The 12,286-nt window shown below is 34.8% G+C and carries 11 protein-coding genes and 1 pseudogene; 7 read left to right on the forward strand and 5 right to left on the reverse strand.

Translation table 11 applies throughout. From position 1 onward, the window contains the following. Window positions 1–56: 56 nt before the first annotated feature. Entirely contained in the window at window positions 57–728 is a 672-nt protein-coding gene (locus RBB48_RS19310; RefSeq protein ID WP_088064642.1) for an HAD family hydrolase, read from the reverse strand. An 81-nt stretch (window positions 729–809) separates the two neighbouring features. On the opposite strand from RBB48_RS19310, the gene RBB48_RS19315 reads away from it, so the two are divergent. Beyond that, window positions 810–1,934 carry a zinc metalloprotease gene (locus RBB48_RS19315; protein WP_098133826.1) on the forward strand — a complete coding sequence of 375 codons (1,125 nt, stop codon included), beginning with the start codon at window positions 810–812 and terminating at the stop codon, window positions 1,932–1,934. A 214-nt stretch (window positions 1,935–2,148) separates the two neighbouring features. After that, the gene (locus tag RBB48_RS19320; RefSeq protein ID WP_000849118.1) at window positions 2,149–2,376 is read left to right on the forward strand and encodes a hypothetical protein; all 228 of its coding nucleotides are present in this window, start codon (window positions 2,149–2,151) and stop codon (window positions 2,374–2,376) included. Between the two features lie 33 nt (window positions 2,377–2,409). Here the strand turns inward: RBB48_RS19320 and RBB48_RS19325 are convergent, their stop codons facing one another. Genes RBB48_RS19325 through RBB48_RS19335 form a run of 3 tightly spaced genes read right to left on the reverse strand, consistent with a single transcriptional unit; the run spans window position 2,410 to window position 4,992 of the window. After that, entirely contained in the window at window positions 2,410–3,216 is an 807-nt protein-coding gene (locus tag RBB48_RS19325) for an ABC transporter permease (protein WP_088064640.1), read from the reverse strand. Beyond that, window positions 3,209–3,973, reverse strand: coding sequence for an ABC transporter ATP-binding protein (locus RBB48_RS19330; RefSeq protein WP_088064639.1), 765 nt, complete (start codon window positions 3,971–3,973; stop codon window positions 3,209–3,211). The genes RBB48_RS19325 and RBB48_RS19330 overlap by 8 nt, the downstream gene beginning before the upstream one ends. A gap of 11 nt (window positions 3,974–3,984) precedes the next feature. Beyond that, window positions 3,985–4,992 (reverse strand): ABC transporter substrate-binding protein, encoded by a 1,008-nt coding sequence (locus RBB48_RS19335; protein WP_137035365.1) that lies wholly within the window; start codon window positions 4,990–4,992, stop codon window positions 3,985–3,987. A 120-nt stretch (window positions 4,993–5,112) separates the two neighbouring features. Here RBB48_RS19335 and RBB48_RS19340 point away from each other — a divergent pair, with 120 nt between their 5' ends. The 3 genes from RBB48_RS19340 to RBB48_RS19350 all read left to right on the forward strand — a co-directional run bounded on the left by RBB48_RS19340 (window position 5,113) and on the right by RBB48_RS19350 (window position 8,069). After that, window positions 5,113–5,409, forward strand: a complete 297-nt coding sequence (locus RBB48_RS19340; RefSeq protein ID WP_088064638.1) for a DUF3986 family protein — start codon at window positions 5,113–5,115, stop codon at window positions 5,407–5,409. Window positions 5,410–5,420: 11 nt separating this feature from the next. Beyond that, window positions 5,421–5,651, forward strand: coding sequence for a hypothetical protein (locus RBB48_RS19345; protein WP_087984884.1), 231 nt, complete (start codon window positions 5,421–5,423; stop codon window positions 5,649–5,651). Between the two features lie 273 nt (window positions 5,652–5,924). Continuing rightward, the gene (locus RBB48_RS19350) at window positions 5,925–8,069 is read left to right on the forward strand and encodes an LTA synthase family protein (RefSeq protein WP_141542725.1); all 2,145 of its coding nucleotides are present in this window, start codon (window positions 5,925–5,927) and stop codon (window positions 8,067–8,069) included. A gap of 715 nt (window positions 8,070–8,784) precedes the next feature. Here the strand turns inward: RBB48_RS19350 and RBB48_RS19355 are convergent. Further along, window positions 8,785–9,555: pseudogene (locus tag RBB48_RS19355) on the reverse strand (catalase); the annotation flags it as partial. Between the two features lie 182 nt (window positions 9,556–9,737). Here RBB48_RS19355 and RBB48_RS19360 point away from each other — a divergent pair. Together RBB48_RS19360 and RBB48_RS19365 are read left to right on the forward strand one after the other, a co-directional pair. Continuing rightward, window positions 9,738–10,994 (forward strand): ATP-binding protein, encoded by a 1,257-nt coding sequence (locus RBB48_RS19360; RefSeq protein ID WP_088064634.1) that lies wholly within the window; start codon window positions 9,738–9,740, stop codon window positions 10,992–10,994. Beyond that, window positions 10,991–12,208 (forward strand): ATP-binding protein, encoded by a 1,218-nt coding sequence (locus tag RBB48_RS19365; protein WP_046958663.1) that lies wholly within the window; start codon window positions 10,991–10,993, stop codon window positions 12,206–12,208. The genes RBB48_RS19360 and RBB48_RS19365 overlap by 4 nt, the downstream gene beginning before the upstream one ends. The last annotated feature ends 78 nt before the right edge of the window (window positions 12,209–12,286 follow it).

The following is a 12,286-nucleotide window of genomic DNA, read 5'->3' on the forward strand; positions in this document are numbered from 1 at the left end:
GCTTTTGTCGGTAAGCCGATATATTGTAAAAAATTGCCAATGTAATTTATTTACTATTATTTTGTTTTCATTTTTACCTCTAAAAACGAAAGCACCTCCAACAAATCGTTCACTATACGTGGATGCTCAAAATCATCCCAAAATGAATCTCTCTTCCACACACCAAGAATCCCTACTCGTTCAGAACCAAGCACGTCGTTTTCTGGATGATCTCCAACGTAAAGACATTCTGTGGCCTTAACATCTAGCTTTTTTAAAGCCCGTTCGAAAATCTCAGGATGTGGTTTTTTAATTCCTTCCGCTTCTGAAACGAGAATTGTATTTGTATACGTATGTATGTTTAGTGCGCGAAGATTATTCATTTGAAAGTCAGTAAAGCCATTTGTAATAATACCAATTTTAATATTTTGTTGTGTTAAACGCTGAAGTAATTCATGCATATTTTGGAAAGGAATACAATGATGTTGAAAGTTTGTAATGTAGTCGTACAGCAGTTGCTCTGGTGTTAAAGTGGTAATGTTGTATTCGCAAAGGAGAGTAGCATATACTTTATCTTTCCACGTATAGCCATTATTATCGAGTTCAAGAAACCGAGAACAATACCCTGTTTTTTTTATGCTCATTAAGTGAGAGGCAAAGCGATTATATTGATCATGAATAAACTGTTCTAGAGATTGGCGCCGATCTAATAGTGTTCCATCTAAGTCGAATAAGACTGCTCGAATCATGAGAAACCTCCTTACAGTTTGTATAATTAATTATCGCATATTCGTTAAAAAATGATTATGATATTTTTGTAGAATGGAATAATGGAGGATTGTATGAAGAGACTGTGTGGCAAGTTAGTAGGGTTGATCGTCGCAATTGGTTTAATAGCAGGATGCGATAGTTCTATGAAGAGTGTGAAGGAAAAAGAAATTTGTAAAACAGAAGAAGAATGTGTGGAAATAGGAGATAAGAAACTTCAAAAAGTATATGAAAAAATAGATGGATTATCTGAACTTGAAGCAGTAGAAGATTATGATATAGAAGAGCATGAAAGTGCGAATATGAAAGAGGCAGAGCAGAAAAAAGAGGATGACGAAAATTATTTCTTTTTAGCCTCTTATTATATTGATGGTGATGAAATTGTAGATCCTTATTTTGAAAAAATAGAACGGAAACGTTTAAATAAAGTATTCGCTGAAGATAAAGAAGCGAAAGAAGAGGTACTACAACAGCGTCAAGATAGAGGTTATCATGAAGACTTATGGGATATGTACCGTACTCTCATTCCAGCTAAATATCGCGGGAATATAACAGAATTTGATTTAATAACGGACGGTTATGACGGTGTTGTTGCTCACGTTATGCCTAGTATGGAGAATCCGAAAGATTGGACCCTAAGCTTAGATACACTTGATTCCGCGGTAAATATCGATGAAGTGATGAAAACATTAATTCATGAGACGGCTCACGTGTTGACGCTCGGGCATAAGCAAATACCAGTAGATGAAAACTATGTAAAGGATTTTGAAGAAGATAAAGATATTTCAACGTACCGAAATAACTGTGAAACTCTTTTCTTACAAGAGGGATGTGCGAGGGGAAAATCTTATATTAATCAATTTTATAACTCTTTCTGGAAGGACATTGAGCAGGAGTGGATAGAAAAGAAAGTAGAAGAAAGTGAAGAAACTCAAATTGAATTTTTTAAAGAAAAGCATGAGGAGTTTGTCTCACAGTATGGAACGACAAACGTAGCGGAAGATATTGCAGATACGTTTACAGCATTTATTTTGCAAGATTCAAAAAAGGTGAAAGAAGGATCGGAGTTAAAGTATAAAAAAATTGCGTTCTTCTATCAGTTCCCTGAGCTTGTAAAAATGAGAGCGGAAGTGTTGACGGGATTATATGATGTTTCGAAAACGTTAGAACAACAAAGTGGACACTAATGCGAGTTATATATGTTAGCCAAGAAAACGTAAAGAATTTTAGTTCTTTGCGTTTTTTATGTTGATAAAATTGAAAATTCTGTCTTTTTATCAAAAAGAAGAAGGAACTGAAGCTTTAAAAGAGAATTAGTATAAAAATGTCACAAATTAGACACAATTATAATGCGCATATTGTAGGGACTATAAGTTTACTCTCAAGGAGGTAATGAAACGTATGAAAACGATTCTTGCGGTTGCTGGTCTCATTTGGGTAATGTCTCACGGTTTTCCGATTTTTGAAGGAGAGCAAATTCGTAGTGCATTAAATAAAAAGTATGATGATTATCATGTAATAGATCGAAAAGAAAATGTCGTTACAGTACGTGTGAAGGATTGTTTCCATACAGTTACAGTTGCGGATGGAAACGTTACAAATGAAACAAAGATGTGTGATAAAAGGTAAAGAAAGAAGCTGACTATAGTTTATCGCCCTAAGTCAGCTTCTTTTTCGTTTTCCAATTAGAAGTTTTTCAAATGCCTCAACAAACACATACATAAGTGTTGCGAGGACGCAGGTGAGTAGTACGCTCAGTAAGACGAGCGTGAAATTAAATACTTGGAATCCGTAGCTAATTAAGTAGCCAAGACCTTGTTTAGAGACGAGAAGTTCGCCGAATATAACACCGACCCATGATAAACCAACGTTCACTTTTAACGTTGAAATAATTGCTGGGAAGGATGCAGGGAGAACGACTTGCTTATAACATTGCCATTTATTTGCGCCAAACGTGTCCATCACTTTTATATAGTTAGAATCGACTTCTTGAAATGCGCTGTAAATAACGAGAATGGTAATGATGATGGAAATGATTACCCCCATTGCAATCGACGAAGAAATATTTGGACCGAAGATTACAATGATAATAGGTCCAAGTGCCACTTTTGGCATGGCGTTTAGGACGACGAGATAGGGGTCGAGCACGCGAGCGAGAAGTGGCATCCACCAAAGAAAAGTAGCGATAATAGCGCCGAGCACTGTTCCAAGAATGAAGCCTACTCCTGTTTCAAGTAATGTCGTCCATATGTGAACCCAAAGCGAACCGTCAATCCATTTACTAAGGAAGAGATCCCAAATGCTTGAAGGAGAGCTAAAGAGTAAAGGATCAATCCACTCTTTTTTGCTAGCTATTTCCCATAGTGAAAAGAAAAGAATGAGCAGTAAAAGCTGCAGTGAGCGTGCTAACCATGCACGCTTACGTTCTTTTTTCTGAAACTGTTCATGTAGTTGCTTTATATTATCCAAGTCGCTCCAGCTCCTTCCATATATCTTGGAAGAGGGATGGGAAGTCATGGTGGTGGCGTGATTCTAACGGTGATAAGGAACGGATGCTTTCTGGGACGATAAATGTTTTTGCAATTTTCCCGGGATTCGCTTGTAGTAAATAAATACGATCACTCATCGCAATTGCTTCTTCAATATCATGTGTTACGAGTAGTGACGTTTTCTTATATTTGCGTAGTAAGTTGAAAACGAGATCTTCTAGTTTCAATTTCGTTTGATAATCGAGTGCTGAGAATGGTTCATCTAGCAATAAAATTTTAGGATCGGTCGCTAACGTTCGAACGAGAGCGGCACGTTGACGCATACCGCCGGACAGTTCACGAGGGTATTGCTCTTCTACATCATGTAGACCGACTTGTTTTAAAAGCTGTAAAGTATGTTCTTTCGTCTGTTCATTGTAAATTTTTCGGGTGTGAAGTCCGAGCATAATATTTTCTTCAATTGTTTTCCAAGGGAACAAGTAATCTTGCTGCAGCATATATCCCATAGATGAAGTTTTCGTTGTAATAGGCTCACCATCTAAAAAGACGATACCTTCAATTGGATCAAGTAGCCCGGCAATAATGGAGAGGAGTGTCGTTTTGCCGCAACCACTTGGACCGAGTATAGAAATAAATTCGCCTTCTTCCACTTGTAAGCTCATATCTTCGAGAATTAGTTTGGCATTCTCTTTCGCGAAAAAGCAGTGAGAAACGTTACGTATTTGTAAAAAACTCATACACTTCGCCTCTATTTCTTAATAACGCTTTCGGCAATTTTTGTATTGACGAGCGCTTCATGTGGAACTTCTTTTTGTAATTCGCCAGCTTCTTTCATAATCGTTTGGAGCTGTTTCCATTCTTCAGCATCTAATAGCGGATTTGTCGCATAAGAATGTTGCTTTTTATAACGTTCAATTACTTTTACTGTAATGTCCTTTGAAGTGTCTTTAAATAATGGAGAAACGGTGTCAGCAATCTCTTCTGGACTATGTGTATCAACCCATTGTTGTGCTTTATAGAGCGCACGTGTGAATTTTTCAGCAGCATCTTTATCTTTCTTTAAGAAGCTTTCTTTTGCCATGAACGTTGTATACGGAACAGTTCCAGATTCATTTCCGAACGAAGCGACGATAAACCCTTTTCCTTCTTTTTCGAATATACTTGCAGTCGGTTCAAAGAGCTGTACAAATTCCCCAGTACCAGATGCAAAGGCACTTGCAATGTTAGCAAATTCGATGTTTTGAATTAAGTTTGTATCTTTGCGAGGATCAATGCCATTTTTCTTTAAAACGTATTCTCCAACCATTTGCGGCATGCCGCCTTTACGCTGTCCTAAAAACGTAACACCTTTTACGTCATTCCAATTAAAAGAGTCTAATTTTTTACGCGAAACTAAAAATGTTCCGTCTGTTTGTGTAAGTTGTGCGAAGTTAATGATAGGGTCTTTTGCACCTTGTTGATGAACATAAATAGACGTTTCAGAACCGACGAGAGCAATATCAATTCCGCCAGATAATAGGGCGGTCATCGTTTTATCTCCGCCAGCTGTTGTTTGGAGGTCAATATTTAATCCTTCATCTTTAAAAAATCCTTTTTCAATCCCGACATATAAAGGGGCGTAGAAGAGAGAATGGGTAACTTCGCCGATGCGAATGTTTTGCGTTTGTTCTTTCGTACCTTCCTTTTTACTACTGCAAGCAGCAAATGTGAAAACAGATAGTAACATGATGCAAAAAACAGCTATAAATTTTTTCACTATATGACACCTCCTAGAAGTCACTCTACAAGCATGATATGTAGGTAAGTGCCCATATGTGAGTGTAGATAGCAGGAATTTTTTGGGTGATAAAGAAGTACAAATATAAGGGGTGATAAAATGGAGTACGAATATGATGATAGCGTACATTTACATCTTGACTATTTCGGAACAGAATGTGATATGGAATCGATTGCTTATAAGCGGAAGAATGAAGACGTGTGGGATGTGTATTTTAATTTTGGAACATATGGTCTTCAGAAAGATGAGATCGAGACAGGTAGATTTATGGACGAATATGCTGGTCATTACGTTTTTTCTGTACATGCTCGTGATCTTAGTTGGGAATTTGGAAGTGCTCAATTTGAAGAGTGGGTCTTGAAAAATCATATAGTAGAAAAATCGCTGCAAAAATAGGGAGGAATTTTGTGGTCGATTTTCTCATTTTCTTGTTCATTTTCGTAGTCGGTTTTTTTATTATGCAAGTACTCATTTACAGATTTGCAAAGAAAAACATTCAAAAATATACAAAAAGAAAATGGATTCATATGTGGCTAGAGATGAATATGAAAAAGGGCCCGAGATTAGATCTTTTTGATTTTGTAGTTATCTTACTTGTATGTATTATATGGAAAGTATGGATGTATTCTCTTATATAATACATATGCTCATGTCTGTTAGAATGAAGCAGAACCTGTCAGTGTTGATAGGTTCTTTTCTTATGGTAACAATTTTGTGAAGCGTAGTTCATTTATGCTGTTAGAATATAGAGCGAAGAAGGTTTATCCCGTTCAATCCTGAATGGTTCGGACTTATTAAAGTTTCACTGCATTTTTAAGGGGAAATTAAGGATACATGTGTATTATTACAAGCACATAGGGAGACTAGCTGCATACAAATATGGTATTTTGTATATGACAATATGTTTGTTGATGCGAGACGAAGGGGTAAAGGAAAGAGGGAATAAATTGCGCTTTAATGTTTTTACACAGCGACGAAGAAGAGATGAATTTCATTTTAGTTTCTCGGCTCAGCAACCGAGAAAGAATCTATTAATTTCTATCATTCTTAGTGGAATGTGGGCGATCTGTTTAGAAACGCTATTCTTTGTTATGTTAAGGTCTTTCGAATTTGAGAGAACGAAAGATTTTTTTAATGGGGAAATACCGCTAAGTATACTCATTATTGTTTTGTGGAGTGTACTACTATATATCATTCATTTGAATAAAGGCATCAGTCATAAGCTTAGGCCGGCTATTCGAGTGTATGTCGTATTATTTTTAATTGCTCATACAATGAATTGGATGTATATCATAGTGCAGGAGGACATGAACCTTATAGTAGTAAATACATGGGTGTATTTACAATATGGACAGTATATATTAAGCCTGTTATTTATTTATATGGTATACGTTTTTGCATATAATTTGCTTGGAAGAGTTTTCTTAAGTACAACGATAACTAGCTTAGTCTTACTTATTTTTGTGATGGTGAACCATTTTAAACTCATTTTTAGAGGAGAGCCATTCTACCCGTCTGATTTTACACAGATTGGTCATATGAATTCCGTTATACCGATGGTCATGGAGTATTTTAGTTTTTGGAATATGTTCCTGACAATCGTTGGCATTGTGTTGATTGTATTTGTAGTTACGTATATACGAAAGTATATTCCAGTTATAAAATCACATATTATTATGAGGATTATTTTAATATGTGGCTCTGGGTTTATGTTGTATGGATATAGTAACTATCCTACTACCTTTATGAATGATTTATTTATAAAAGGTGGAGTAGACATCCGTGCATGGAATCAAGCTGCAAATTATAAAGCGAATGGTTTTATTATTGGATTTTTAAGTAACTTAGATACGACAGTTATTAAAGAGCCAGAGGAATATTCAAAAGAAAATATGCAGCAAATTGCAAAGGATATAGAAAAACAATATAGCGGCAAAGTAAAAGCACAAAAAAAAGTAGAGAAGCCGAACATTATATTTATTATGAGTGAAGCATTTTGGGATCCAACAAAATTAACGAATCTTTCATTTAGCGAAGATCCAGTGCCGAATTTACATCATTATACAGAGAATTTTCCAGGTGGACAAACGATAGCTCCTACATTTGGAGGGAATACAGCGAATACAGAATTTGAAGCCTTAACGAGTTATTCGATGAGTCTTTTAATGCCAGGTTCTATACCATATCAACAAGCTGTTCCAAGCCAAAAAGAGATTCCATCGATTGCAAGTGAGTTGAAAAAACAAGGGTATTATGCAAGTGCAATTCATGCGTTTAATCGATCGTTTTATAAACGTGAAGATGTATATAAAACATTGGGATTCGATAATTTTAATGCAGAAGATACGATGAAAAATAAAGAAGTAGTGGGAGACAATATTGGTGATTTATCTATGAGTAAAGAAATCATAGATGAATTAAATAAGAGAAAAGAACCTACATTTATTCATGCGGTGACGATGCAAAATCATTTTCCGTATACGCCAAATATGTTTGGAGAAAATAAAATAGAAATTAGTGGATTAACAGAAGAGGAATCGAAAGCGGAATTAGAAGCATATACAGAAGGTGTAAGACTGTCTGATGAAGCTCTGCAATATTTAATCGAGCAGCTTAACGATTTAGACAGACCTACTTTATTAGTCTTCTTTGGAGATCATTTACCTATGTTAGGAACTAATAAATCTATTTATAAAGAAGCAGGATATATAGAAAATGAAGAGACGGTAAGAGAAAGATTAATTATGTCAGAAACACCATTGTTAATGTATGCAAATTTTGATTTGCCAAATGACAATTTAGGTTTAGTAAGTCCAATTTATTTTTCTAATCTTGTTTTTGATTATGCAGGACTAAATCAATCACCGTTTTATCAATTTTTATCGGAAATGCATAAAGAAATACCGGTTCTTAGAGATGAGTTAAAGGTTAATAAAGATGGGGAAGAGATAACAGATTTAACAAAGAAACAAAAAGAAATGTTAGAGCAATATAAAATGATCCAATATGATTTACTTGCTGGAAAGCAGTATAGTAAAGATATACTTTTTAAATAGAACAAACAAAAAGAACTTGTATAACGATACAAGTTCTTTTTTTTATAGTATTTAACGGGGTAACCAGACAAGCTGGGTTTAGGGAGTATTACCTGTACATTTAGTATAAATGTACAGGTAATCGTTTTATTGATTGATTTGTGAGAAATATGTGAATTTTAATCTTTTCAAAAAATGCGTTCCAATTGAAGCGATTTGGTATAGATTTTTATGAATGCAAAAACTTTATAAGTTCTGCATTTAATTCATCCGCTTGATCAATTGGAGAGCCGTGACCGCTATTTGTAAGAGGATGTAACTGAGAATTTTTAATCCGCTTTTGCGTGAGTTCAGCGCTTTTGTAAGGGATAAGTTGATCGTGAACACCGTGGAATATTTTTGTTGGGACGTTAATTTCACTTAAATCTTTCGTTACATCTTCATTTGCGGCTGCTTGCAATATTTTGATGAGAGCGTAGGAAGCAGACTGCATACCGAGATAAGAAAACCATTCTAACGTAGCAGATCCTAAGTTTCTATTAAAAAATGATAAAGATACATCATTTAAAAATTTTGGCATATTGGCATACATTTGATTAATGAGGGTATCTGCTTGTTCTTTTGGGACACCATAGGGCGATTCTTGATTTTTAACGAAAGAGGGGGAAACAGCATCGACTAATACAAGTTTAGAAATACGATGGCCATTATAGCGGGACATGTACCGAATAGAAAGAGCACCACCTAATTTTTGCGCTTCATCCCAAATTAATGAGTGAATGCCGAGCTTCGGCTTCCAGTGAAATTTTACGAATCGTGACTTTCCATTTTTATTCACTAAGCGAAATGTATGAACGCCAAACCCTTGCATCATTCGAAAACTTCTTGGAATGGCACGATCAGACATAATCCACATCATCATCGCAGCCGATTCTTGGTTATTGGCGATGAAGTCCCAAAATGTATCATGTGCTGTTTGTCCCTGTGGAATCTCATTATGCGGTTCAGGTTTAAGGGCGTGAATAAGATCAGGGAATTTAATGCCATCTTGAATGAAAAAAATAGGAATATTGTTTCCTACTAAATCAAAATTTCCTTCTTCTGTATAAAATTTAACGGCGAACCCTCGTACATCTCGATTTGTTTCATTCGCCCCTTTTGATCCAGCTACTTCAGAGAAGCGAACGAAAAGGGGTGTTTTTTTTGAAGGGTCTTGTAAAAAGTGGGCCATTGTTAGCTCTTCTAAAGATTCATATAGCTCGAATATACCATGTGCACCGTATCCACGTACGTGAACGACTCTTTCAGGAATTCGTTCACGGTCAAAATGAGCAAGCTTTTCTCGCATTAGGAAATCTTCTAGAAGGGTAGGACCACGATCACCAGCGGTTAAAGTATTTTCATCATTTGAAATGGTAACACCTGTATTTGTCGTCATTTTCTTTCCTTCATTCTCACGCGTGAAGGGTTCCAGTTGTTCTGTTTTTTTATTTTTTTTGCCGTCCACATAAAACACCTCCCATAATATACGTATTATTGTTTATAGCTTTTATGCTTATATAGCCTGAAGATACTTTGCTTTATTGGGATGATTTTCCTCAAATGTTCGATTTATCTTTGTTTGTCTATGAAAATCATTTATTATAATAAATGGTATTCTTCGAGATATTATTTTGAAGGGGTGTTGAAGTGAAAGGAAGTTTTCTATCATATAAAGAAGAAGAAAGGAATGCAAAAATTTTTTTATGGGTGCTATATGTCATTGTTGTTTCATACCAAATTTTCTATGCAATCGTATTAGAAAATAAATCATTAACGGATATGGGACATAGCATACTATGGCAAGTTATTTGCGGAACTGCAATACTCGGTGTGAATGTATATTTAATAAAAAAAGAGAAAGCGAACCTTGTTAAATATGCATGTGTATTTGCATACATAGGAATAGAAATCGTTAATATACTTTCGTATATGCTTTATAATGAGGCGGCATTTGATGGAGTAAATATAATAGAAATTATTTTCATCTTCTTTGTACCTATATTTTTAAATAAAAAATATTTTGTGTTTGTACTTTCGACAATTGTAGGGAAATATGTTATTTATTTATTCGTATTAAAGGAAGTAAAAGGATTTATGTTCCTCATTATGTATACACTCGTATTAATAGCGGCATACATCATTTTAAATCGATTTATACAATACCTTTCAGCGGTAAAGGAAAGTATTAAGATTGCTAGTGAATCACAAAAATTAGCAGTAATCGGAAAAATGGCAGCGACAGTGGGACATGAAATTAAAAATCCACTTGCTTCATTAAAAGGGTTTACGCAATTACAACGAGAGAAGCATGAGGAGGACCCTATTTACGAACAGATGATTTTTGAAATAGAAAATATGAATAATATGATAAGTGAGTTAATGGAAGTTGCTACATGTAAACCTTCTGTTTATAAGAAACATAATATAGGTGAAATTGCATTACAAGCAGTAAAAATTGTTCGCGAAAAAATGAATGAATCTAGCGTCCAGTTTATTTCTAATGTGGAAGAAAAGACGATAGAAGTTGAATGTGATGAGCGGAAAATAAGAGGAGTCTTTCTATATGTCATAAAAAATGCTCTGGAGGCAATGGAGCAAGGTGGCACATTAGAGTTACGGTTAGAAAACAAAGGACAAGATTATGTAATGCTAAGTGTAATTGATAATGGTTACGGTATTAAGAAAGAAAATTTAGCTCGTGTTAAAGAGGCCTTTTATACAACGAAACAAGATAAAATTGGCCTAGGACTTACTGTAGCGAATCGGCTTGTTACTGAGCAGCATCTTGGTGAATTACATATTTCAAGTGAAAGAGATATTGGAACTAGAATAGATATTATGCTCCCGAAGCAACGTGGAAATAATGAAATCCAAGAGGGAGAAAAGCTAGGAGTTACGATATGAATAAAGACGATATATTTAAAAATGAAGAAATGAAGGCACTGAAAATATTTTTAAGTTTATTTTTCATTATATTTTTTGTATACGATCTTGCCTACGAATTTATTGTACCTTTAATAGGAGGAGAGCAAGAAGGAGTAGGACAATTTGAAGATGGTTTAGGTTTATGGCTTTATTTTCTAATGGTGATTTTGTTTTGTATTGGAGTATACTTCATGAAATGGAAGAATCCATTTGCAGTGAAATATATTATTCTAATTGGATATAACCTACTAGATTTTATCCATAATTTTATGATTTACTACGGTAGTGATGCTGAGTTTGATGGTGGGAATATAGTAGAAGGATTTTTTATTTTATTTGCCCCACTCTTTGTGAACAAAAGGTATTTTTGGTTAGTTACTGGTATACTTGTTGGGAAATACGCTCTTATAGGAATCATTATTCACTCGTCACTCGTTTTAATCCCGATGGCATTATATAGCGTATTTACTATCATATGTTGGATTATGTTTTTAAGGTTTCAATCTTACGTTCGTACGCTTGAGATGATGGATAAAGAAATACAACAAACAGAAAAGCTAGCAACTGTTGGGAAAATGGCTACAGTTATTGGTTACAAAATTAGAAGACCTCTAGCTAATTTAGATAAATTTGTTAATAAGCAAGCAAATAAATATCCTGAGGATAAAATATATAGTGATATTATGAAACAAGAAGTAGAGCGAATTCATACAATCGCTACAGAACTTAGTGGATTTGAGAAATCTAAATCACTAGAATCAGAAGTTCATAATATAGAAGAAATTATCGCTTATGTTATTCGAGTTATGGGAAAGCCTGCTTTAAAGCAAGGAGTGCACATACAAGGTATTTATAGTAAAGACATACCATCGATTACATGCGATGAAAAACGATTAAAGCAAGTATTTTTTAATTTAATTAAAAATGCGATTGAAGCAATGTCAGTTGGCGGAACGATTACGATTAAAGTGACTGTAGAAGATGCAATCATTGTTCAAGTTAAGGATGAAGGTTGCGGTATTCCAAAAGACAAAATTCCGAAGTTAAATGAAGCTTTTTACACAACGAAAGAAACGGGAACAGGTTTAGGTTTAGTAGTTACAGAAAAAATTATTAAAGACCACAACGGTAAAATGAGTTTTGAAAGTGAAGTTGGGGTTGGAACGACTGTGAAGATTGTATTGCCAATGTAATGAAAAAATTTTTAAAAGGGAGATTACTTATTTGAGAGTGATCTCCTTTTTTTGTTAAATAAATTACTGTTAAGAAGG

This window comes from Bacillus sp. MMSF_3353 (assembly GCF_030733445.1).
GTDB classification, from domain to species: domain Bacteria; phylum Bacillota; class Bacilli; order Bacillales; family Bacillaceae_G; genus Bacillus_A; species Bacillus_A wiedmannii.

Excerpts from the sequence above, each read along its gene's own strand:
- RBB48_RS19340 (WP_088064638.1), top strand. The coding sequence starts at position 5,113 with ATGGAGTACGAATATGATGATAGCGTACATTTACATCTTGACTATTTC.
- RBB48_RS19315 (WP_098133826.1), top strand. The coding sequence starts at position 810 with ATGGAGGATTGTATGAAGAGACTGTGTGGCAAGTTAGTAGGGTTGATC.
- RBB48_RS19310 (WP_088064642.1), bottom strand. The coding sequence starts at position 728 with ATGATTCGAGCAGTCTTATTCGACTTAGATGGAACACTATTAGATCGG.
- RBB48_RS19350 (WP_141542725.1), top strand. The coding sequence starts at position 5,925 with ATGCGAGACGAAGGGGTAAAGGAAAGAGGGAATAAATTGCGCTTTAAT.
- RBB48_RS19320 (WP_000849118.1), top strand. The coding sequence starts at position 2,149 with ATGAAAACGATTCTTGCGGTTGCTGGTCTCATTTGGGTAATGTCTCAC.
- RBB48_RS19365 (WP_046958663.1), top strand. The coding sequence starts at position 10,991 with ATGAATAAAGACGATATATTTAAAAATGAAGAAATGAAGGCACTGAAA.
- RBB48_RS19330 (WP_088064639.1), bottom strand. The coding sequence starts at position 3,973 with ATGAGTTTTTTACAAATACGTAACGTTTCTCACTGCTTTTTCGCGAAA.